The following is a 22,996-nucleotide window of genomic DNA, read 5'->3' as shown; positions in this document are numbered from 1 at the left end:
TTATTAACTATTATAATAACCTTAATTTTGTTCCATGCCGGAATTCAAAATTTCAGACTGGGGAATTGGATAAGTGTACCTTTTATCCAATGGCAAAATATTGTAGTCTATACCATTCACCTGTCTTGTAAGGATCGTTTTATATTTTGCATCCTGATTTAATCTCCTTAGATCTGTCCATCTCTGACCTCTAAAGGGAAGCTCTTTTCTGCGTTCATTTAAAACCAGTGAAAGCGGATCAGGGGTATTAGAAACTGTATAAGAAAAAAATGTTCCAGTTTTATATCTATTAATTAACAATGTATTCAAGTCGTCCAGTCCTTCCTGTAACTTATTTCTTCTTATCTGCGCTTCAGACCGGATTAAATAAATTTCATCATTTGCTATGCCGCCAAACAACCTGCTGACATTGTTATAATTACCCTTAAAATTTTTCCCACTTGCATTAAAAAAAATAGTTTTTCGCAGATCGTTCGAATCATACAGCTGGTAAAGCGCAGGGTTGACATTGACCGATGAAGACAAAAAGCTCATAAAAGAATAAGATATTTGTGCCGCATAAAAACTTACCTCACCATTACCATTTGGTAGTACTGCTGGAAAAGGCCTGGCGCTAGCGGAGTTCAAGGTATTGAAGTTGATAAGGGTACCATTCAACTGTATCGCTTTATCAGCATACTCAAAAGCCTTATCATAGTCCTGCATCACCAGATATATCCTTGCCAGCAGAGAAAATGAGGCCACTTGGTTTGGCCTACTTTTATAAGCCGATAATTTTGGAAGCAGGCGGCTGGCCTCTAACAAATCACCGGTCATGAAATTATAGGTATCCAACAATTTTCCTCTTGGCGGCGACTGGTTGACATCTGCTACAGTGCGGATAGGTAAACCCTTTTCTGAAGCAGCAGTTGCGGGATCAAAACCATTGGTAAACATTTGGGTAAGATGATAATAGCCGATTGCCCTGAAAAATAGTGCAGCGCCTTTCAACTCATCAAAAGTGGGCTTTTCGGTTTCGCTTTTACCACTGATCATCTCCAGTACTACATTTGCATAAAAGACCTGCCTCCAGGCTAAAGTCCACTCTGGGACATTGGGGTCTGGAAAAACATCTTTCTCCCATATGTAGGCATTTTTTTCAAATGGGGATGCGAGTGAGGGCAGTGAAGCGTCAGGAATCAAAATATCATCTGTAGCTACTTGAACGATACCAGGTGCATTATTCATCACGTCTAAATTATCAAGCAAGGCCTGCAGCTCAGTTTTGGTAGTGGGCACCAGTAGAGACTGCCTTGGTTTGACTTCCAGATAGTCGGATTTGCAGCTATTGAATGTACACAATAAGAGGGCCAGGTAAAATATTTGATTTTTCATATTTCTGTCAGGTTATGAAGGTTATTGATTATGTGTAACTACCTTGGCCTGGGCATCCTTAAAAATCAACATGTTGGTTGTAAATCGCTGGTTCACCAGTTTTAAATTATACTGCGACAACGCCTTATTGATCGAAGTGACGCTCCCAAGATCGCAGTCCAGCTTAAAGTCAACAGGAAATTTTATACCTGAATTATCGACAATGGGATATGGATTCTCCTGCAGATAAACAATATCAAGCCTACTTGTCAGCGCCACAATTCCCATATTGGTTACAGAAATCCCTAAACTATTGACTTCAATAGCACGCTTATCTCCTTTGGACCGCATGGCCGAATTGTCACCCGTACTTACAAGTACCGTACACATAGTCTCCACATGGGCTGTATCTGCCCAAATTTTTGGGAAAAGCTTCTTGAGGTCACCGATCATATGCGAACGGAGCGTCTCTCTTTTTCCTTCGGGCAAAACCAGTTCATAACAGAACATATTTTTCTTCATCCAGCTATCGGCTTCTGCCCTTGGGCCATCATAATGGATCGTTCCGGGATCTTTCATTTGATTAATCACCCGATGCTGCCCTATGATCAGCTTTTCACTGAAGGCAGCAGCATACATTTCCTTTATACCAAGGTTCGCCACCGTGGCTTTTCCCATTGCTGGATTTATCCAGGACCCCATCGATAGCCCTTCGCCCCACTCAGTGAGCATACTATGATAGATAAGCCCCTTGCCACTGCCACCATTTTCAGCTAAAAACAATGGTTTGTTACGGTCGTATTTTACTGCCATGTCTTTTTTCTGACGCATGACAGTAGGCTGTTTATTGATCACAGATTCTATTTCTTTGGCATTTACCTCCTCGTGAGAAGTGATCGCAAGTACTTTTCCAGTTTCATCTATCCATACATAATGTGGCAACAGCCTATGCGGGAATACCTTTGAAACAAGCACATCCGACGTCGCAAACGGGATGTCCATTTTTTTCCCTCTAAAGAGCTTTTTTAAAAAAGGGACTACGATAGTATCGGGCTGGGCAGTTATCGACAAAAATTGCACTTTGCCTTCAAAACGTCTTTGCAAGCTGTCCATCACTGGCATCATGCCGATGCATGGAGAACACCAAGTTGCCCAGAAATCAAGGATCACCAGCTTCCCCCTGAACGAGGAAATATTTACCGTTGAGCGCTGTTTTCGATCTTTATCAAAATAATTATGCAGATTGCTGATTTCAATATGGGGCACGTCCTGCCCGACGATAATTCCCCTAGCAGTGAGATCGAATGCTTCATTCCTTTGTGCATTTACGTGGATATTAGTTAATAAAATAGCTACCGCTATCAAAAAAATATGTAGAGATTGATTTTTCATTTTGTTTTCTAATTTGTTTTTCTAAAAATTGAATTTTACGCCTATCGCAAATGATTTTTCCGGAGCAAGCCCATTTACATAGTCAGGATCGATATCCTTTTTATTTGCGCTCCAAATAAGGCCTAAGTTTGAGAGATAGGTAAATACCTCCATATGATTGACCCCAAACCTTTGCTGCAGTTTATTTGGAAATTGATAGCCCATCCTAAGGTCCTGTAACCTGATATGATCTCCTTTTTCTACCAGAACATCGCTATACAGGTACATATTATCCCGATTGGTATTCGATGATGACGGCAGGGCCGGGATCTGGGTCAAAGATTCATCGCCAGGTTGTTTCCAGCGTGCTGAAAAATCCATGTGCCCACCCTTTCCCGAAAGAGCCTGGGAATAATTAATAGAATTCCTTCTAAAATAATACCCCAGCCTGTAGGTCAGGTTTGCTGAAAAATTAAAACCCTTGAAACTTAGATTGTTGATCAACGAGCCAAAAGCCTTTGGCTTTGCCGATCCGCTGAAGACAATATTATCTAGAGTCGAGGCGGCAAAAATTGAAGTATAGTCTGCGCTGGGCGTTCCCTTTAAAAAGCCTTGTGGATCACCAAGCTGATTTAACCCGGCCCATTTATAGCTGAACATAGAATACAAAGGATAACCTTTGATCGGTATGATCCCAGCATCCCCTTGCAGGGTATAACTGCCGACATTGGCATTTGGACCAGGTACGTATTTGGTAACGATCTCGTCGTTATAACTGGCCCAAAAACTGGTAGTCCATTTAAAATTGCCATTGGTATTTACAGTATTCAAAGATAAATCCACCCCGGAAACCCTCGTATTGGCAACATTGCCGCGAAATGAGGTAATGCCAGAAGATGGAGCATATGGTATTTCTCCGATCAGATCCAGCCCTGACTTGCGGTAAAACTCCAAGGTTCCCGAAATCCGATGATCCTTAGCGATGAAATCGATACCAAGGTTAGCCACTTTTACCCTTTCCCATCGCAAATCTGGATTGGGCGGGTTGATGATCGCCGCATAATTCTGTCGGGTAAGTACAGAAGAGCCGCTGAAATAAGAGGCTGTTGTAAATGCAGAAGTATTCCTATCTATATTCCCATTATAACCAAAACTTGCCTTGATGCTCAGCATCGGGAAAAGCGAAGAACCAGAGGAACCATAGAAGTCTTCCTTGGAAAGATTCCACAGCAGGCCAGCTGACCATAAAGGAACTCCTTTTTGGTTCGAGTTTACCCCAAAAATATTACTTCTGTCCAACCTTGCGCTCCCGGATAACACGTATTTTGACTTAAAGGATACTGAGGCATTGGAGTAAAACGATAAAAACCTGTCAGTTGTTCCAGATACCCCGTCCATCACCGGTATACTGCCCGTTCCGCTTGATCCGGGCAAATAATAGGATACCGGATAAACCCCTACGTAATTTACTGAACCAACTTGTGCAATGTCATCATTATAGCCATAATACCTATTCGAATATCCACTAGTGCTAAGGTCCCGCCACTCATAACCTCCAAGTGCAGCAATTTCAAACCCAGAGATTGTTTTCCTATAATTCAGCTGTCCACGAAAATTAAAGCTTTCGCTATTGTTGACCGACTGGTCCAGTATCGCGCCAATTGGAACCGGATAAACATTGGTTCCCCCAGCCACTATCTGCGTAAACCTATTGATTAGGTTGCGTGTATAATAAGAGCCGGCGCCTTGTACCATCCTTTGCTGCCAGCTATTGCGTCCATATTGGAAAGCAGCCTCAGCCTCCAGGAATGTTGCGATTCTATATTTAGCATTAGTGTTGATCCTATAATCGAGTGCCTGGGCACGGTTTTCAATTGCCTCCATATCCTCTACCGGACGATACTCCCAGTCTAGATAGCCAGATGACAGAGCTGTCTGCGAAAAAGCCATACGGTAATCTTTTACGATAGCTGCTGGATTTCCCATCTGATCAACAAGCCTTGCATATGGATAAACTTTATCCCCTAGGTTCCAGCTAAGGGCATTGAATCCATTGTTTGGCCTTTCATTGATAGATCTGGTCAAAAGCAATCCAACACTGACCTCTAACTTGTTGTCCAGGAACCTCAACCGGTCGTTAAAGTTCATGTTAAGCCTTTTTGCATAGTTGAGCTTATCCGATAGGCGGTTATGATCGTAACCAATAGAAAGATAATAGCTGTTGTTATTACCATCCCCAGAAGCGTTTACTGCATACTGCTGGTTGATCACAGAATTCCCCATATATCGCATATACTGCTCACGGATGTCGTAGCCTTTCAAAGACTGAATCATCCTATCCGCATCTGCAGTGCTGATCTTCCCGTCACGTTCAGAAATCAGAAGCTCAACTACCGGGGTTAATGGAGTTCTTACAACAGAGTTTTCAGCGCCATTGTAAAATCCCCTGGAAAACAAGATTTTTTCCAGGTCAATAAAATCTCCGGAACTCATGTTCTGGTTTTTCAACAGGTTTGGCTGAGGGATATAGCTTAGATTCGTGTTGGCAGCTATGACTAAAGCCTGTCCGGCCTTAGCCCGTTTGCTTGTCAATACGATAACCCCATTACCTGCACGGGCTCCCCAGATCGAAGAAGCTGCAGCATCCTTGAGCACACTGATATTTTCAATGTCATTAGGATTGATATTAGCCAAATCCCCATCATACGGAAAGTTATCTAAAATAATCAGCGGCTGGGTATTACCGAAAATTGTACTTTGTCCCCTAATTGAAATATTCCCTTCCCCTGACAGGTTTGAAGCCGAACGATTACGGTTGAAAATCATGCCTGGAACCACATCCTGCAAACGGGTAAGGATGTTAGTACTAACAGACCTTTCTATTAACTCTCTATCAACATAGACAAATGAACCTGTCATCCGCTCCTTAGGTAGTTTTTGATATCCAGTATTTACAATTTGAATTTCATCTAAGGCACTCACAATTGCAAACATTTTTATCGTTCCTAATTCCGATTTTGCAGAAATTTCCTTCACCTCGTAGCCAACAAATGAAATTACCAAAAATGCTCGGTCATCTATATTCGTTAATGAAAATTCTCCTTTTTCGTTAGTTATTGTTTTGCGTTCACTGCCCTTTACAGAAATAGATGCCCCAACCAACGGACTCCCGTTTTCATCTACCAATCGTCCTTTTACATCTATCGGTAGAACACCAACCTTAACTTTTTCAGGTTTTTTATTAACCACTATGATCATCTTATCCTCCATCAAATAAGTGAATGGCTGATTTTCAAAGCATTTTGTTAACACATTTACCAAATCATCATCATTTACTGAAAGGGATACCGGTTTTGCAATCTTGATCTGATCCTTGTTGATCACGAAATCATAACCGCTTTGTTTCCTTAGTTCTTTAAAGATTTCTGTAAGTGGTGCATTCTTTTTGGACAAAGAGATTTTTTGAGCTTTAGCGGCCAAAGAAACCTGCATAAACGCTATCAATAACATCAACCATGTCAGGTTTATCCTCATAAGCCATTTTCTGATATTGGGATTCCATGTAATCTGCCACAGACTAGCCATGGACTTTCGGATATAGCTGGTTACACCATACCCATTTGTATAGTAAAATTTATACATTTGTTTGTTTAGTTTTTTGTTGAAATTCTGTTTAGTAGCATTATTTATCCGATTAGCTAGACTTTTGATCGGGGGCGGTTCCAACGCCTCCGTTCTTATTCTGGCCAACCTCAAAAAGTTCTAAGGCATAACCAAAACCCTCCTTCCCTCAATTTTGAAATGGATTCCCTGATTGATCTGTAGGGCTTTTAATACCTGTGATAATTTCTTATCACGGGAAATTGTACTGACTACACCAGAAGAATTTATATTACCTTGATACCCGATCTCTACATCATACCACCTGGCAACCTGACGCATCACCGCTTTCAGGTCCTCTCCGACAAAAACGAAGTCGCCATTTTTCCAGCTCATGGCTTGATCGATATCGGCATCACCAACTTTTATATCTTCGCCCTTTACTATTGCCTGTTGACCTGGGCTTAATACTTTTGAATATTTACCTTTTAAATTAAAGACATTTACCGAACCTTCGAGCAGGGTCGTCTTAACCTCAGGTTCATCGGCATAACTGTTGATATTGAAATGCGTTCCAAGCACCTCAACCTTTTGGTTCGAGCTTTCAACGATAAATGGATGCTTTTTATCCTTGGCAACTTCAAAATATCCTTCCCCAGTTAAGGAAACCTGACGCTTCCCTGAACCTGTAAAGCTTGTTGGATATTTTAATGAAGATTCAGCATTTAAAAACACGAGGGTTCCGTCAGGCAAACGCACCTGTGTCTGTTGCCCCCGTGTAGTAGACAGTAGGTTGTATTCTGAATTATTAGCACCATTATCCGTAATTTCGTATACAATCTGGCCATCTGCAGTCTTAGAAATTTTTACGCCCGATTGTGTGGCGATATTTCCTGCCAATGCATCATTGATCAAAATCTTCTGCCCATTGGCCAAAGTTAATGTTGCACCATTTTTTCCAGGCGCCACATCATTGGCAAGCACTTCAGCACTACCAGCCTTCTCATTCCTGCCGTTATAAAAATAAACAGCAGAACCCAATACCAATACAATCGAAGCAGCCGCAGCAATGCGAGGCCATAACCTTCTTGTCCTTGGCTGAACAAGTGGTAACTTACTGCTTAAATGCTGCACACTATCCAACAGTTCTTCCTCTGTCAATTCCAGCTTGCTCTTTCGGGCCTGCTCCAAATACCACAGATCCAACTGCTGCTTTTCGGCAGGGGATAGCAAACCACTGTTATAGCGCTCTAAGAGTTCTTTGGCTTTCTGTTCGTTCATGTTAAACTAATATTAGGGAGATGTTAAAGTAAAGACTGCCAAGTCACCCTCCAGTCATAGACAGAACAGCAATAAAATTCATAAAATTCGTAAGGTATTGTAAATCAGTAGAATAATTTACACTAAAAAAATTGCAAGGAAAACCTGCAACTTGGAACGAAGGATCTTTGTGGCATTATAGACCTGCTGCTTCGCCGTTTTATCGGAAATACCCAAACGCTCACTAATCTCCCCATAGGAAAGCTCCTCTTTACGGTACATCAAAAAAACCTCTCTCATTTTTTCAGGCAGTGCGGCAATCTCCTCATCAATCAGTTTCTGCAATTCCCTGGCCATAAAACTATCATCGGATAGCGTAAACGCCTTGCCCATGTGCTCCATAATGGAATCGGCATATCTCGACACCACCTTCTCGTGGGACATTCTGGTGAATACCCTGTTACGGATGGCAGTATACAGGTATGAGGAAAGCGAAGTGATCAGCTCTAGTGATTTGTGCCGCTGCCAAAGTGCCATAAAGACATCCTGAACCACATCATTGGCCTCATCTCGGTCACCCAATAAACGATAGGCGTGCGAAACCATCAATGGCGCATAACGTCTGAAAATTTCGGTATAGGCAGACTGGTCACCTTCCTTCAGCAAGGCAAACAGTTCCTGGTCAGAAACGCCACGTAAATCCATCATTATTGCAAACCCCGATACTAAGGTAAATAAAATTCACAAAGTTAACCAAAGCCTGCAAAGATGATTTAAAATGAAACAATCATTAATGATATCTGTTCATCATATGGATAAAAATCACATAGTCATGAGCATTAAAATAGCTGCATTTTCAGGAAGTTTGAGAAAAGACTCTTATACCACCAAGCTGATAAAAGCCTTTAAACATTTGTCTCCAGACGGGGTAACGGTAGAAATTATAGATATCAGCCAGCTGCCTCTATTAAACCAGGACCTGGAAGCCGATTTACCCACCGCTGTTAGAGATCTTCACCAAAGTATTGAAAATGCAGATGCCATCATACTCGCAACACCAGAATACAACAGATCTTACTCGCCTGTTCTAAAAAATGCTTTAGACTGGGGCTCAAGACCACAGGGACAAAATAAATGGGACAAAAAGCCGGCTGTTGTTTTAGGATGCACTCCCTATAACCTCGGCGCTTTCGGAGCAGTGCAGCACTTACGCCAGGTATTGGTATATCTCAATATGCAACCTGTACAGCAACCGGAATTTTACCTGGCAGGAGCTGCCGATAAATTTGACGGGCAGGGAAACCTGATCGATGAACAAACAAAAAAATTGATAACTGACCTTTGGAATAAATTTATGGACCTGATCAATAAATAGACAGCTCCATATGGTGCTTTACGGACGCTTCGTATAAATTAATACCTATCGAAAAATTGATGGCTATTTCAATGCTAATAATTGCCAGTATAATGGGACTCATTGGCGGTGGAATTGCACTATTGACGAAGAAAAAGCCTGTGAATATCTAGTATAAGATAATCAAGTCTGCTTCAAATTAATGATACCTGTTCATCATATGGATAAAATCACATAATCACCAAGCTAATAAAAGCCTTTAAACATCTGTCGCCACACGGGGTAACAGTATTCTTAATTATTCAAACATGTTGCGCTTTGATCTGTTGATATAAGATAAAATCTACGACAATGGAAAACTCAAATGATAAGAATAAAGAGCTGAAACAAGATCATACACATCCTGCACCGAATGCCGATCCAGGGGCTGAAATTGAGACAGTGATTCCAAATGAGGAAAAAACAGAGGCTTCGACTGAAAACTCCGATGAGAGGGCTAAACCGCTTGCAGCTGAACCTAATCAAAAGCCTTCAGATACTGGTGACAATGCTGACGATAGCGATCAGGGGGGTAAGCCTGAAGTAACGGAAGAGAAAAAGGACCAACCGGAAATAACAGAAGAGGAAAAACATGAACCAGAAATATCGGAGAATGAGGGAGGTGAAAGCACAACGGATGAACATGGGGTTGAAACCATCAGTCCATAAGTTAAAGGAATTTCTTCCCTCCTTTGTTTACTATACTCAATTGATGATTTCATCTTTCTTACCAGCAAACCTGTCCCGAATCCGCTGTATCTGTTCCGGCGATGATCTTTGCCACTCTGCCAATTCCCCAACAATCTTCAACGGTTCCCTGCTCCGGTACGAACGCGTTGGATTGCCCGGAAATTTCATATTGGTCACATTGGGATCGTCTTCGAAACTGCCGGTAGGCTCCACGATGTAAACCCTTTCCGGGCCCTCCCCTGGCGCCAGCGCAGCAGCCAGCCCCGCCCCGCCAGCCAGCGCGCTAAAATAAATGTGGTTCATCACCAGCTCCGACTGATAATTAGACACACGGCCGGCAGTCAGTAAATCACCGGTATTCAATTGCGCCCGTGTCCCATGATAAAACGGCCCGCTATCGGTAGGCTGGCTTACGCAAGCCTGGGCCAGCTCCCGATGCGCCGCAGCTTTCTCAAAATCACCAGCCTCCTCATAGTTCCCGGACAAATTTCTGTGCAGCGAAGGAAAAGCGCTTTTAACAGCATCGTTATCTACCCTGGATGCCAGTTCCAAAGCCCTTTCATACCACAAAATTTTCCCGGAAACAGCAGGCTGTGTCCGGGCCAAAAACCAGGCAGCAAGGAACTTTTCAAAATCACCAGCCGCAGTATCCCAGGCTTGAAGGAAAACAAGCCCAGCTTCTTCAAATTTACCCTCTTCCTCTAATTTCATACCCTGCATGCAGCGCTTAACAATCGCGTTGTCCGGATGGAATTCAGTACTCATAGTCTTCTTTTTTCGCTAAAATAAGTACTTAAAAACCATAAAAAACAGCATTTCAAAGTATATTTTTCCCGACGTACGATCTCAGTAATTTCTACGTTATTTATACAACGAACCTACAAATTCTCATTCTTTATCCATCTTAATTCACATCATCATGAAGGGTATTAAAATCAGTTACTGACACTCTATTCTTGGTAAATTGCATAAGCAATGGTATAAAGCTACGATCATGAAAGAGGAAACCGAAAAACCAGAATTTTGGGAATCAGCCTTTGGCGAAAAAAAGGAAATGTGGGGCTTTGAACCCGCAAAGTCTGCTGTATTAACAAAAGATTTTTTTGTCCAAAACTCAGTGAAAAGTATCCTGATACCTGGAATCGGTTACGGGAGGAATGCACAAATTTTCAAAGAGAACGGAATGGCTGTAACCGGGATTGAGATTTCAAAAACTGCCATTGAAATGGCCGAAAAACATTACGGAAACGATATGGTTATCTATCATGGTTCTGTAAACGACATGCCATTTGATACCTGTCAGTATGATGGGATATTTTGCTATGCTTTAATTCATTTGCTGGATAGCAGTGAAAGGGAAAAACTCATTCTGGACTGTTATAATCAATTGTCAGTACATGGCTATATGGTCTTTACGGTTATTTCAAAAGCAGCGCATACTTATAGGCAAGGCAAATTTGTTAGTAAGGATCGCTACGAAATATTTGATGGCGTTAAAATGTTCTTTTATGACAGGGATTCCATAAAATCAGAATTTGACAAAGCCGGATTATTTGAGATTACAGAAATCAATGAGCATCAGCCATTCTTTTTAATTAAATGCCAAAAAGGGAAATCTTAACCATCTACCTTTCAACAGCCTGCCTGGAGAAAGTCGCCACCGAACTCAGCAACCACCCTTGTGGCGGACACGTTTAAAAATTACTTTACGATCTCGTTCTACATAGTCGCACGATACTATTGGATAGGAATACTTAGGCGCATACGCTATGGCTTCTTATAATTTTAGCGATTATCTTTATATTCGTGTAATGTCAAAAAAAATCTATCTGATCAGTGGCTTGGGGGCCGATAGACGTGCTTTCAGGAAGCTGATTTTCCCTCAGGATTTTGAGTTGGTTTATCTGGATTGGATTTCTCCCCAAAAGAACGAGTCGTTAGATGATTATGCAACCAGACTGGCGCTTAACATAGATACCTCTACCCCGTTTTACTTGATCGGATTATCCTTTGGCGGAATGCTGGCTACTGAAATCGCTAAGAAACTGAAGCCTTTACATACTTTTCTGATCTCCAGTTCACCCGTTTACAGCCAATTGCCCTGGTATTACCGCCTGGCGGGTAGTTTAAGGTTACAAAAGCTTATACCAATCCGCTTATTAAAAAAAGGCAATGGGATTGGGCTGAAGTTTTTAGGTGCCAGAACCGATGAAGAACGCATATTACTGAAACAACTTGTAGTTGACAGCGATACTGCCTTTATGAAATGGGCATTGACCTGTATTTTAACCTGGAGAAATAAAGATCTCCCCCTTAATCTTACCCATATACATGGTACCGCCGATCTCATTTTACCAATCAGGTATTATAAACCAGATAAAATCATAAATAACGGCGGGCATTTTATGGTGTACGCCAATGCAGCAGAAATTAGTAACTATATTGTCCAAAAGATAAGTAATGAACACATTAGATCTCATATCAAGAAGATTCAATACCTTAACCAAGATAAATACCACAACAATTGACACCCTAGTTGAATAAGCATGAGAATTATAGTAAAAACTATTATCCTTTTATTTTTTGCACTTCCGGTTTGCGGGCAGAACCCGAAAAGTGTATTGCCAAAAGAAACGAATGTTATAGTTGATGCAGAATTTCAGCGACCCGGTAGTACGTATGGTACGCGTTGTTGGTGGTGGTGGTTAAACGGCAATGTAACGCAGCAGTCTATTACCCGCGACCTGGAGGAGATGAAGGCAAAGGGCTTTAGCGGTGCCTGTATTTTTGATGCTGGCGGAGCCAACCAGGTTGGGAACAGACAGGTGCCCGAAGGGCCTATGTTTGGCAGCCCGGATTGGCGGGCACTTTATCTGTATGCCATTCGCGAAGCCAAGCGCCTGGGCCTGGTGATGTCTATGAACATCCAGAGTGGCTGGAATCTTGGCGGCCCTGATGTTAGCCCGGAAGAGGCAGCTAAACAGGTTACATTTTCGGAACTGGGCATTAAAGGGGGAACAAAGATTAACCAAAAATTAGTGCTGCCAGCAATAAGGGACGATTACTATAAAGAAATTGCGGTGCTCGCCTTTCCAGATAAAAACAAAGCACATGCACCTATACATGATTTGGAGAACAAAACTGCTTCCAAAGAAGCCGGAGGCTCTGTTCCCGATACCCGGCCATTTTTAACAGACATTGCCGGGGTGCCTGGTGAGGAAGATGCCCTGAGCAAACAAGTACTCAATATCAGTAAGTATTTTAAGGATGGGGTATTGAATTGGGACGCGCCTGCTGGCAACTGGAAGGTGATCCGCATAGGGTATACCACTACAGATGCCCGGACTTCAACTACCAGCGGGAAATGGGATGGCAGGGTACTTGATTTTTTGAGTGAAAAGTCATTTAACCGGTACTGGGACACGCATGTGGAGCCGCTGCTGCGCCTGATTGGCCCTATGGCAGGTACAACCTTGCGTTATCTGCAAACGGACAGTTTTGAAGGTGGGGGGATGAACTGGACGGATGGCTTTGCCGATGAATTCAAGAAAAGGAGAGGCTATGACCTGACCCTCTTTTTACCGGTACTGACTGGTAAAATAATTGAAAGCCGTTCTGTAAGTGTGCGTTTTCTGAACGATTTCCGTAAAACAATAGGAGACCTGGTTTCAGAAAAACATTACGGTACTTTCGCAAAAAGATCCAGAGCCCATGGAATAGGTATTTTACCAGAGTCTGCAGGACCACACGCAGGTCCTTTTGACGGGCTTAAGAACTACAGCCACAGTGAGGTGATGATGAGTGAATTCTGGTCGCCCAGCCCTCACCGTCCGCGGCCGATAGACCGTTTTTTTGTTAAACAAGCTGCCAGTGCAGCTAAGATTTTCAATAAGCAGCTGGTTGGTGCCGAATCCTTTACCACGATCGGGAAGCATTGGAACGATGTGATCTGGGCAGACATGAAGCCGAGTGTAGACCATGAGTTTTGTGCCGGCCTGAACCTGGTATATTTTCATACCTTCACTTCTTCTCCTAAAGAAATGGGAATGCCCGGCCAGGAGTATTTTGCCGGTACGCACTTTAACCCTAATGTGACCTGGTGGAATTATTCGACAGCATTTCTGAGTTACCTGACCCGCTGCCATTACCTGCTGCAAAAGGGAACAGCACTTTCGGATGTACTGTATTATTATGGAGACCATGTGCCCAATCTGGGCAGGCTGAAAGAAGATGACCCTGCGGGGGCATTGCCGGGATATGATTACGACCTGATCAATGAAGACCGCCTGCTCGATCTGACGGTTAGGGACGGCAAAATCGAGTTGCCCCATGGTGTAAATTACCGGGTGCTTGTTTTACCAGACCATAAGATCTTGTCATTGGCAGTGATCAGAAAAGTAAAAGCACTGGTAAATGCCGGGGCAACGGTGATTGGTTTAAAGCCCCAATCTACCAGTAGCCTGGTGGGTTATCCGGCTGCTGAAACGGAACTCAATCTGCTGGCAGATGAACTATGGGGAAAGGGCAATACCTCAGCTGGCGAAAAAGTACTGGGAAAAGGGAAAGTAATCTGGGGTAAAACTGCGGCCAATGTATTGCTGGAAAGTGGCCTTCCTTATGATGTTAAGATTGTGGCTGAAAACAAAACAGATAAGTTTGATTATATCCACCGTTATTTGCCTGATGGAACAGACATTTATTTTATTTCCAATCAAAACAATAAGCAGGTAGCCGTTTCCTGTACTTTCCGGATTGCTGACAGAATGCCCGAATTATGGGATCCCTTAAAGGGCGAAATCAGGGATGCAAAGGCTTATCAACAAAAGGACGGCCTGATTACGGTACCCTTGGTTTTTGACCCGAATGGTTCAGTGTTTGTGGTTTTCAGAAAGCCTCTTGGCAGTAAAGAAGGAAAGAAAACGGACAATTATCCCGGATACAAGGAGCTGGAGCAGCTTTCTGGTGCCTGGGATGTGCGTTTTGATCCCAGATGGGGTGGTCCTGCTTTAGTAAAGTTTGATACTTTGCAAAGCTGGACAGAACGGCCGGAGGATGGGATCCGTTTTTATTCGGGGACAGCAGTATATGCCAAAAATTTTAAGGCAACGAAAACAAAATCAAAAAGGCTTTTTCTGGACCTTGGAGAAGTTAAGGATGTAGGTATTGCTAAAGTAAAATTAAATGGGAAAGATCTGGGTATTTTGTGGAGCCCGCCGTTCCGGGTGGAGATTACAGCTGCGTTGAAAACCGGTGATAATAAACTTGAGGTTGAAGTTGTGAATAGCTGGCGGAACCGCCTGATCGGGGATGACAGTTTACCAGCCGATCAAAGGTTGACGAAAACGAATATTAAAGTTACTCCTGCATGGAAAATTTTACCTTCAGGATTGTTGGGGCCGGTTGTTTTGATGGAATCTAGTGAGAAATAGCATGGCGAAAAAAAGGGAAATCTTAACCATCTACCTTTCAACAGTCTGCCTGGAGAAAGTCGCCACCAAACTCAGCAACCGCCTTTGTGGGGGACACGTTTAAAAATTACTTTACGATCTCGTTCTACATAGTCGCAGGACACTATTGGATAGGAATACTTAGGCGCATACGATACGACATGGCTTCTTATAATTATTTTGTCGTTAACTTTCAGGCTATGCAATTGCTCAAGTTGAGACTTTTCCGGCTCAAATTTTACAATATAATCATCACCATTAATCCTGGCCATAACACCGAAACCTAATCTTGATCCCACCGGGAGAGTAAGAGAAGTTACAACAGCCTCCATATTGGTAAAAGCACTTATATGGTTCCTTATTTTAGCAGCACCGTTAAGCACTTTTTTACCCCGGGCAGACGCTTTCCATTTTTTGAACTTTATACCATCAGGGGTAACCTCCCATTTTTTCATTTCGGTTTTCCTTTCAGCAGTACTTTCATTCTTGATTTCACGATTAGCCAATACTAGTCCGCTCAGCACAACCAGTGGTAACATCAGCGCATAAATTACTTTTTTCATAATTTTTTTGAGTTTATTAAATTACATATAGATTCTCTTGATAAGTTCGGATCGGAATATGCTATCAATTTGATTCAGCAAAATTACTTTGATATTTTTCAGCTTGAGTAATTTGTATTGTAAATAAAAATGTAAACTTTGTAAATAAAAACTTGATCTTATGGATCTTAACCGAAATCGCCTCTCCGGAAAACGCAAATACCTGTATGGATTATTACTCCTCTCGTTTATCTCTGTAATCTGCGTGGCTTTCAGTATGGTGGACAATGAAGATTTTGATATCTCCAGAAGGGAAGTTTTGCTGCGCAGGATCGGACATGAACTGCTCTTACAGTCAGGTGATAGTAAATCAAGGGTACTTCCGATAAAAAAGATTGCTGACAACGAATACCTGATCAGCTTTGAGAATGAGCTTACTTTTCTACCGGACTCCCTGGTGAATACCACCCGGCGTTTGCTGGTCAAAGACCCGCTGGCACATGATTATGTGGTCAACGTACTGAACTGCGGCAACGCTAGTGTAGCCTACGGATATGCTATATCCAAAAATAAAAATGATGATATTGTAGCCTGTAGAGGAAGAGTGCAACCGAGAGCATGTTACAGGATTAGCATTAAATTCAAACCGACAGGTATAAATGCAACAACAAAAGGTTGTATTCTCGGTGGCCTCCCCTTGTTAGCATTTGTTGGATTTATATTTTTGAGTTCTGTTAAGCCGCAAAGAGCCTTACCTAATGGTCAGTATACTGACATGTTAACTTTAGGCACAGTGGGGTTCGACGCGAAGAATCGTAAGCTCATAATAAACGGAAAAACAACAGACTTAACTGGAACCGAAACCCGTGTACTACGCATTTTTGCATTATCTCCTAACGTGACTATAGAGAGAAGCCGGTTACAAAAAGAGATATGGGAAGATGAAGGTGTTATAGTAGGGCGCAGTCTGGATATGTTCATATCAAAACTGAGAAAAAAACTGGAACATGATCCGAATATCAACATTGTTGTTATACGCGGCAAAGGATATAAGCTTGAAATAAGCGCTTAAGAAGAACCTCCTAGCCCCCTAGCTCTCCCCTACATACACACTATCCGAAACCATTACCCTGTCATCCGTTACAAACGTAAGGTAAGCATGCAGTACCCGACTGTTAAAATCTGAGGGTAGCTCAACAAACTGTTCCTTTGCTAAGCGCTTTACCCCGCTTAGGTCATAAAAACTCTTGTTCAATTCGCGGCAATGCACCAAAAGCATGGCTACCGATTGATTGTAAAAACGCTCGCTAATGGCGTCACAGTGCCAGGAAAACCTCAACCGATTGCCATCCCATTCAACAGCCGCATTTTCTGCCGACTGTAAAGTGCCCATACTCAGCATTACCTTACTGTAATTTATAACCAAATCAGGATATGCTCCGTCCAGCGCATTTTTTAACTGATAGGATTTGACCGCGTTATTGGCCGAAAAAGCCTGTCCTTGTGCTATACCCGCAAAACCAATTCCTACAAAGGTAGTCATGGTATTAATAAATTTATTTACTACAAGCATTATACAAATCCTTGTTCTTTCGAAGATTTTATTAATCGAATTGCATTTTTTGCTTGCTTAAGAGTTAAAGCAGCTTTTCTATTGGCAAGAACACCAAGATTAAAAAGTAGCTTACGATCAAAAGGGGTAAATTTATTATTCTCTTTAGCCCATTTTGATATACTAAACCAAACTTCCGCATCAACTGAAGATGCTTCCTCAATCACTTTAACATCAAATTCAGAGGTATACTGTTCAGAAATATGCTCATTTAAACGTTGTGTGTTTATTTCTGTTAACTCTGCTGTCAGCTCCTCAATATCAGCCGCTTTGTCTTTGAGTGCGACCCAACATTCGGGCTTTTTACACCACTCTCCTATATTTGTACCTGCCTTTGCCGGCGAATTTATATGATCCCATACAATAGGAATCATACTTTTTAATGTAACGGCTAGACCTTCAGATATTCGTTGGTTTTCCCAGATATAATCAAGTGACAACCTTTTATTGGTTTTGTAAGATATCCATGCGATCAGATATGCAACCATATTGGCCTTATATCCGCCTAACTTTTCTTTAGCAACAATAGAATCAATTTCTTTGAAAAGAATCGCCTTTGCTATTAATTGATGATAATAACGTTTATCAACAACTGGTTTATCATTTTTTATTTCCTCAATAAATATTTTGAAATTGTTTTCGGCCCCCTTTGATACATCGTAAGGTTTCTGTTGCCAGCTCATTTCATATTTACCTATATCAGGCGTAGTGAATTTTCTGTTTTTAAGATATTCTTTATCAAATTTTTTAGACTCAGAAGAGGTGAGTTTTGCCTTATCTTCCAGATATTGACCTCTTGTGCGTTCGAAATACCATTTCGATGTTGCTCTGCCACCAGTCAATGTTGGTACCCACTCCGACCGTGAAAATTGCTGAATAGTTACAAAAAACTCAGAATTCACTTCAAAATCCGAATCTTTAATCCCTGTCTGACTATTTGCATATTGCGAAATATATCCGACGATTGTATCCATTTCTTCGACATTCTTAATCTTGGAAATTTTTAACTGTACGAATACCTTCGACAGGTCAATCCCTTTTTCCATAGAAGTAGCAAAAATAGATGCAGTTGTTTGTCCACCGTTTACTATCTGCCAGTTTTCAATTTTTGTAATGTATGGAATATTATCATCATGTTGAATGTAAACCTTTTCTGCTGTAGTTGAGATCCCGTTATTATAAGAAAGAAACATGTCTGATGAACCTATAATGGTTTTACGAATTCCCCTGTTAACTTTTGTCTTAAACTGCAAAAAATTCCTGACATTCTTTTCCAGAATGCCTTGACGATATTTTCCATATATCTTCGCCAGAATACTTGCAGGTAAAATAGCGAGATAACAGTCTACGTTTTCACTAACATTATCCATAAACAGACATTTAAGTTTATAATTATAGTCTGATATGAAATCAATCTCAATTGGCTGTTTATCACTCCGTATAAGGTATTGCTGGTACAGTCTTTCAATGTCCCATAATTGAAAATCAAAATATATATTTTTCTCTTCTCCAGCTTCAGGAATTACATCAATGGATGCCTGTCCATTTGTAAACACAAATATACGTACGTTTTTAACGGTAGTTCTGGTTTGTTCAATTATCTGAACAAGATCAAAAACAATCGTTTCTGACTCATCCACCTTTGTTAAGAGTTTACCTTCTCTTGCGGCCCAAAAAAAGTTCCTGGCTTTGTTAAATGCATCTTCAATATCTTTATCAGAGACCTTCTGAAGTTTCGCTTCTGATTTAAAAATTGTTACAAACAAATCAATAACTTCATTTTCCTCATCATAATTCCAGGCATTAATCTTAATCCCCCTAACTTTATAATGACATAACTCTCCGGCAACTACATCGCCCGAATCAATGGTGTACTCCAATATATCCTGGGTAATCGCGTCTTCCTGAGAGATTTTCTCATCCTCAACGGTTAATAAAGCATTTTCTAAAAAATCAACGGAAAAATCTGAAAGAGTCATTTTATATGAGATTAATTATATCGGTTTTTGTTTCGAACTCAGCACATGCTGATGCCATGATGGTATACTTGATATCACCTATTCCAGCAGGAATATTAGTATTTATTAAACGGGGAAAGTCGTTTCTGACTTCAAAAAATTTCGCCTGGGTTATTGAAAAGCCTGTTGTATATTTTCCGGCGTATAAAATATTGTAACCATATTTGGCAAGTTTGATTTCAAACTGTAATAAAGCAGAACTATCTTGTCTAATCATATTGAAAATTTCATCAATAAGCGTAGAAAGATTGTCAGAAACCCTGTTATCATGCACATTTAAGATAAATAACACCAGATACAGAAACTCCAAGCCCGTATTATCCAATTGTTTTTCAGATGAAACCATAAATTTCCAGGGCATTTTTCCTGATGTGGTTTTTATTTCAACTGCCTTTTTATCAAGCTGAAAATCATGGTTTGTTCTGTTCCCTCCTGTCCAGAAAACCAATGCTTGTTCTGGGGTATAAATTTTTAAAAGATAGTTTTTCAGAAAAGTCAATTCACCAAAAAGGCCCTTCTGCTCAGAAAGAGTAAGAATTTTGTCTTCTGAACGGTCGAAAAAAAACTTCCATTCCGTAAGAACGTTGACCAATATTGGTTTGAGACTCTGTTTTTCCTCAATCCTGATGATATGATCACACAAATCAGAAATTACTAATTCAAAAATACTGTCAGTTTCTGGAATCGCCTGTGTCAATTTAAGAAATTCTGTATTCTTAAATCTCCCTATTGATGATATAACACATGAAATATCAAAACCCCTGAATCGCGGAAGATCATTTATGGTAAGAAACACATCTCTATCCAGTTTGACGTATAGTAATCGTATTTTTTTCTTAAAATCTGTAGCCAAAAAAGCAGAGAAAGCACCTTTTGAAGGAATCATCCTGGCAATCTGAACCCTATTAGGGTTACTGGCCGACTCTTCATTGATAGATTTCCATATTTCCTGGTAGTTAATCATCTTCACTCAATTCAAGTTCCGCATAAACTGAATTAATTACATAATTCATTGGCACAGCCGTTTCTGACACAGGCCAGCTTATAGCAAATCCAACCGGTTGTTTTTCAAAGGGAATATTTTCAGACTTTGTTTTATCTGTAATATTTAAAACATATATCATTAACAAAGGCCTTTGTTTTCTGGGACTAATACTTCTGATTTCTATGTTGGACAGATTGTTGTTTTCAACAGCTTTCCTCTCAACAGGATTAAAATCTTCTATCTCGTCCTTCCGGTCAATCATTCTCTTTATAAAAAGACTGTTTGTCCGCTCTTCTTTCACTGAGCGGGAGTGTGGGTAAATGCTGAAACCGGCAAATGATACGGGTTCCAGGTCAGTACTTTCATTCAGTGAAATCAATGCGACATTCCATTCCATAAATTCCGGCAATGGTTTTGTTCTTTGTATGTCAATATACTTATTTATTCGTGCGGAGTTTACGGTGGGTAAGCCTTTGTAGGTCTGATACCCCTTTAAAAACTCTTGTATCTGGGCGACCGGAATGTTGAACCATACCTTTTTAGGTCGGAAATCTGCATCAGCTTCGCCCAGGGATAAAATAAAGTTCTCGGCCACTTCAAAATTGGATTTGAGTATGGTATCAGAAGCAGGGAGTGTCGATGTTTCTGTAAGGGTGCCCTGGTAGTTTAGCCGCATATTATCTGCGGCCCGCATTTTCATTACGCTTGTTACCATCATATCCGGATGATCCTCAACCCGCAAGCCAAAATCCATTGGCGTGAGTTGCAGGCGGGACATTTCGATAAATTCCTCCCGCAATGATTCAAATGCGGTTGATATATGACGGTACCATCTGAATAGCTCGGGGGTAGTATATATCCTGCACAAATCTTCAAAGCCATTCCTGTAACCAAACCACCTTCCCATCTGCATCAACGTGTCGTACAATGAAGTACTTCTTGTGAAATAACTCACCGTTAGTCCTTCAAGCGTAAGCCCTCTGGACAACTTATCTCCCCCTATTGCAATGCTCCACAAGCCGGTAATAGCTTTGGTTTTATAATCAAATATATCACCTACAGTACCATTTATAATGCGGCATTCCCCGTTCCAGTTTTTTCACGGTCTTTTTAATGAACGGGACTATGTCTATCCATTCAGGCGTGTTCTTATCCATTTCTCCGGAAGTGGGGATAAAGTCGGTGATATATAATTGCTGCATTTCTGATAAAACCTCAACGTCATCAGCCAGAATAGCTGTCCGGATCAAACTCATTTCGTCGTTGATCAGTTCTGCCAGTGCAGATTGTACAAAATTATACCTGGTACAATGGACCAGCATTGTATTGTGTTTTTTATCATGTCCTCTTGACCAGCGTACAGCAGATGAAATCAGAAAGGATTTCAATGCCAGCTTTAATGTTTGTGGTAGCTCCGTCAATACATAGTCTGCTTTATGGCCAATTGGTAAAACAGTATGCAATCCTCCCGCATCAACAACACTTCTATAGATTGGCAATCCGGAATCAGCATCGTTATTTAAGCCAAAAACTTCCTTTGGACCAAAATAGTTGGATGGGGCACCCAGGGTTTTAATAAAAGCTGAAGGAAAAAGATCTTTTCCGAGTACCCTGTGATCCATATCATGTCTGATGAATATATTGGCAAACGGTGTGGCAGTAAAACCTATATAAACTTTTTGACGGAAAAGGTTCAGAATTTCTCTTATACAGTAATTGATGGCAGTGGGGTCAACTTCGTCCCCATCGGGACTGACGGTTCTCTTGGTATTGATTGAGGCCTGATCAGACTCATCATCAATGATCAGTAAGGGTAGATTATTGAACTGATTAACCGTATCGTTTTTATACGTAAGATCATCGTCAAAAATATTAATCCAGTGCTCCAGGTATTTCCTGAGATTGGTAAGTATGGATTTGTTCTTTTTCACTACAAACAAAATCGGCCGTTCACTGCTTGGCGGCGTTCCTCTTGATTTCCTGATATTAAAATCACCTGATTTATTGGGTTTCAGGTTGGATTCCGTGAAATAATCAATCGGAATATAAGCTTCTCCCGGAAGCGTGGACACCCCTATTCTTTTCTGTTTCTCTTCAGGATTGGTGTCAATACCTAACACTTCTTCGTCAATTCTTTCCTGGGTTTGCTGTCGTAAACTTTCCTGCGTACCGGCAAGTATTATAATGATTCTGTAACCAGAATCTATCGCTTTATTGACAATGCCCATAAAGTTTGCTGTTTTACCGGATTGCACGTATCCGACAACAAGCCCCCGGCGGTCAAACGCCCGGTTAGGAATAGTGGGATCCTCAATGTTCTCCAAAATTTCGTCAGATATAGTATCGATTTTATCGACCGAAGATTCAGCCCATCCCTTGATGTGTGTGAGATATTTACGGTATCTGTTCCAGAAACGAAATCTGATTTCATCATCAGCCTTTTTGGATCGGTACCAGTCTATATGTCCTTCATTATCTGTTAATGAAAAATGTGTTCCATCATCTACTATCAGGTTTACCTCTTCTTCAAGCTCTTCACGGATATAGTCTTTTAACTCATTTAATGACGCAAATGCCTTTCCCTGAAGAATTACATCTTCAAAGGAGAAAGGAGAGCATACCGCATCAATTGCCTGCGACATAGCACTATCATAGTTCATTGCTTTTTTAAACGTCTCAAACAGACTTCTTATATTTGCTTTCAGTTGGTTAAAATGTATCATAT

General features: G+C 41.2%; 18 protein-coding genes. 6 read left to right on the top strand and 12 right to left on the bottom strand.

The window, feature by feature from the left end:
* Positions 1-21 precede the first annotated feature (21 nt).
* The 5 genes from PHEP_RS04770 to PHEP_RS04750 form a co-directional block, all read right to left on the bottom strand.
* Positions 22-1,374 carry a RagB/SusD family nutrient uptake outer membrane protein gene (locus PHEP_RS04770; RefSeq protein WP_012781118.1) on the bottom strand — a complete coding sequence of 451 codons (1,353 nt, stop codon included), beginning with the start codon at positions 1,372-1,374 and terminating at the stop codon, positions 22-24.
* 21 nt (positions 1,375-1,395) lie between these two features.
* Complete coding sequence (locus PHEP_RS04765) at positions 1,396-2,745, bottom strand: TlpA family protein disulfide reductase (RefSeq protein ID WP_012781117.1); 1,350 nt, start codon at positions 2,743-2,745, stop codon at positions 1,396-1,398.
* A gap of 21 nt (positions 2,746-2,766) precedes the next feature.
* Entirely contained in the window at positions 2,767-6,234 is a 3,468-nt protein-coding gene (locus PHEP_RS04760) for a SusC/RagA family TonB-linked outer membrane protein (protein WP_187290733.1), read from the bottom strand.
* Positions 6,235-6,486: 252 nt separating this feature from the next.
* The gene (locus tag PHEP_RS04755; protein ID WP_012781115.1) at positions 6,487-7,605 is read right to left on the bottom strand and encodes a FecR family protein; all 1,119 of its coding nucleotides are present in this window, start codon (positions 7,603-7,605) and stop codon (positions 6,487-6,489) included.
* Positions 7,606-7,722: 117 nt separating this feature from the next.
* Entirely contained in the window at positions 7,723-8,292 is a 570-nt protein-coding gene (locus tag PHEP_RS04750; protein ID WP_012781114.1) for an RNA polymerase sigma-70 factor, read from the bottom strand.
* A gap of 124 nt (positions 8,293-8,416) precedes the next feature.
* Here PHEP_RS04750 and PHEP_RS04745 point away from each other — a divergent pair, with 124 nt between their 5' ends.
* Together PHEP_RS04745 and PHEP_RS04740 are read left to right on the top strand one after the other, a co-directional pair.
* Positions 8,417-8,959 (top strand): NADPH-dependent FMN reductase, encoded by a 543-nt coding sequence (locus tag PHEP_RS04745; protein ID WP_012781113.1) that lies wholly within the window; start codon positions 8,417-8,419, stop codon positions 8,957-8,959.
* Positions 8,960-9,289: 330 nt separating this feature from the next.
* Positions 9,290-9,646, top strand: coding sequence for a hypothetical protein (locus tag PHEP_RS04740; protein ID WP_012781112.1), 357 nt, complete (start codon positions 9,290-9,292; stop codon positions 9,644-9,646).
* Positions 9,647-9,682: 36 nt separating this feature from the next.
* Here PHEP_RS04740 and arr read toward each other — a convergent pair whose 3' ends face one another.
* Positions 9,683-10,096: an NAD(+)--rifampin ADP-ribosyltransferase gene (gene arr, locus PHEP_RS22435; protein ID WP_276525063.1), complete on the bottom strand. Its 414-nt coding sequence runs from the start codon at positions 10,094-10,096 to the stop codon at positions 9,683-9,685.
* Between the two features lie 565 nt (positions 10,097-10,661).
* Here arr and PHEP_RS04730 point away from each other — a divergent pair.
* The 3 genes from PHEP_RS04730 (at position 10,662) to PHEP_RS04720 (ending at position 15,096) form a co-directional block, all read left to right on the top strand.
* Positions 10,662-11,288 (top strand): class I SAM-dependent methyltransferase, encoded by a 627-nt coding sequence (locus PHEP_RS04730; RefSeq protein ID WP_012781110.1) that lies wholly within the window; start codon positions 10,662-10,664, stop codon positions 11,286-11,288.
* A gap of 190 nt (positions 11,289-11,478) precedes the next feature.
* Positions 11,479-12,195: an alpha/beta hydrolase gene (locus tag PHEP_RS04725; RefSeq protein WP_012781109.1), complete on the top strand. Its 717-nt coding sequence runs from the start codon at positions 11,479-11,481 to the stop codon at positions 12,193-12,195.
* Between the two features lie 18 nt (positions 12,196-12,213).
* Positions 12,214-15,096 (top strand): glycosyl hydrolase, encoded by a 2,883-nt coding sequence (locus PHEP_RS04720; protein WP_012781108.1) that lies wholly within the window; start codon positions 12,214-12,216, stop codon positions 15,094-15,096.
* 71 nt (positions 15,097-15,167) lie between these two features.
* Here the strand turns inward: PHEP_RS04720 and PHEP_RS04715 are convergent, their stop codons facing one another.
* Positions 15,168-15,677: a hypothetical protein gene (locus PHEP_RS04715; protein ID WP_012781107.1), complete on the bottom strand. Its 510-nt coding sequence runs from the start codon at positions 15,675-15,677 to the stop codon at positions 15,168-15,170.
* 160 nt (positions 15,678-15,837) lie between these two features.
* On the opposite strand from PHEP_RS04715, the gene PHEP_RS04710 reads away from it, so the two are divergent.
* Positions 15,838-16,728, top strand: a complete 891-nt coding sequence (locus PHEP_RS04710) for a winged helix-turn-helix domain-containing protein (protein ID WP_012781106.1) — start codon at positions 15,838-15,840, stop codon at positions 16,726-16,728.
* Positions 16,729-16,746: 18 nt separating this feature from the next.
* Here the strand turns inward: PHEP_RS04710 and PHEP_RS04705 are convergent, their stop codons facing one another.
* From PHEP_RS04705 to PHEP_RS22395, 5 genes are read right to left on the bottom strand one after another with little or no spacing between them, the layout of a single operon-like run.
* Positions 16,747-17,229 (bottom strand): DUF6266 family protein, encoded by a 483-nt coding sequence (locus PHEP_RS04705; RefSeq protein ID WP_012781105.1) that lies wholly within the window; start codon positions 17,227-17,229, stop codon positions 16,747-16,749.
* Positions 17,229-19,247 carry an AIPR family protein gene (locus PHEP_RS04700; protein ID WP_012781104.1) on the bottom strand — a complete coding sequence of 673 codons (2,019 nt, stop codon included), beginning with the start codon at positions 19,245-19,247 and terminating at the stop codon, positions 17,229-17,231. Before PHEP_RS04700 ends, PHEP_RS04705 begins: the two co-directional genes overlap by 1 nt.
* A gap of 1 nt (position 19,248) precedes the next feature.
* A complete protein-coding gene (locus PHEP_RS04695; protein WP_012781103.1) occupies positions 19,249-20,250 on the bottom strand; it encodes a PD-(D/E)XK motif protein in 1,002 nt (333 codons plus the stop codon).
* Positions 20,243-21,298, bottom strand: coding sequence for a Z1 domain-containing protein (locus PHEP_RS22400; protein WP_262495150.1), 1,056 nt, complete (start codon positions 21,296-21,298; stop codon positions 20,243-20,245). Before PHEP_RS22400 ends, PHEP_RS04695 begins: the two co-directional genes overlap by 8 nt.
* A gap of 25 nt (positions 21,299-21,323) precedes the next feature.
* Positions 21,324-22,994, bottom strand: coding sequence for a Z1 domain-containing protein (locus PHEP_RS22395; protein WP_012781101.1), 1,671 nt, complete (start codon positions 22,992-22,994; stop codon positions 21,324-21,326).
* Positions 22,995-22,996 lie beyond the last annotated feature (2 nt).

Origin of the sequence: Pedobacter heparinus DSM 2366, from assembly GCF_000023825.1 — a bacterium.
In the GTDB taxonomy this organism is placed as follows: Bacteria; Bacteroidota; Bacteroidia; order Sphingobacteriales; family Sphingobacteriaceae; genus Pedobacter; species Pedobacter heparinus.
This window is presented reverse-complemented; position numbering and strand designations above follow the sequence as displayed.

Bases quoted from the DNA above. Each gene is read 5' to 3' on its own strand.
- PHEP_RS04755 (WP_012781115.1), bottom strand. From the start codon at position 7,605: ATGAACGAACAGAAAGCCAAAGAACTCTTAGAGCGCTATAACAGTGGT.
- PHEP_RS04730 (WP_012781110.1), top strand. From the start codon at position 10,662: ATGAAAGAGGAAACCGAAAAACCAGAATTTTGGGAATCAGCCTTTGGC.
- PHEP_RS04725 (WP_012781109.1), top strand. From the start codon at position 11,479: ATGTCAAAAAAAATCTATCTGATCAGTGGCTTGGGGGCCGATAGACGT.
- PHEP_RS04770 (WP_012781118.1), bottom strand. From the start codon at position 1,374: ATGAAAAATCAAATATTTTACCTGGCCCTCTTATTGTGTACATTCAAT.
- PHEP_RS04700 (WP_012781104.1), bottom strand. From the start codon at position 19,247: ATGACTCTTTCAGATTTTTCCGTTGATTTTTTAGAAAATGCTTTATTA.
- PHEP_RS04705 (WP_012781105.1), bottom strand. From the start codon at position 17,229: ATGCTTGTAGTAAATAAATTTATTAATACCATGACTACCTTTGTAGGA.
- PHEP_RS04715 (WP_012781107.1), bottom strand. From the start codon at position 15,677: ATGAAAAAAGTAATTTATGCGCTGATGTTACCACTGGTTGTGCTGAGC.
- PHEP_RS04695 (WP_012781103.1), bottom strand. From the start codon at position 20,250: ATGATTAACTACCAGGAAATATGGAAATCTATCAATGAAGAGTCGGCC.
- PHEP_RS04740 (WP_012781112.1), top strand. From the start codon at position 9,290: ATGGAAAACTCAAATGATAAGAATAAAGAGCTGAAACAAGATCATACA.
- PHEP_RS04710 (WP_012781106.1), top strand. From the start codon at position 15,838: ATGGATCTTAACCGAAATCGCCTCTCCGGAAAACGCAAATACCTGTAT.
- PHEP_RS04765 (WP_012781117.1), bottom strand. From the start codon at position 2,745: ATGAAAAATCAATCTCTACATATTTTTTTGATAGCGGTAGCTATTTTA.
- PHEP_RS04750 (WP_012781114.1), bottom strand. From the start codon at position 8,292: ATGATGGATTTACGTGGCGTTTCTGACCAGGAACTGTTTGCCTTGCTG.
- PHEP_RS04745 (WP_012781113.1), top strand. From the start codon at position 8,417: ATGAGCATTAAAATAGCTGCATTTTCAGGAAGTTTGAGAAAAGACTCT.
- PHEP_RS22395 (WP_012781101.1), bottom strand. From the start codon at position 22,994: ATGATACATTTTAACCAACTGAAAGCAAATATAAGAAGTCTGTTTGAG.
- PHEP_RS04720 (WP_012781108.1), top strand. From the start codon at position 12,214: ATGAGAATTATAGTAAAAACTATTATCCTTTTATTTTTTGCACTTCCG.
- PHEP_RS04760 (WP_187290733.1), bottom strand. From the start codon at position 6,234: ATGTTATTGATAGCGTTTATGCAGGTTTCTTTGGCCGCTAAAGCTCAA.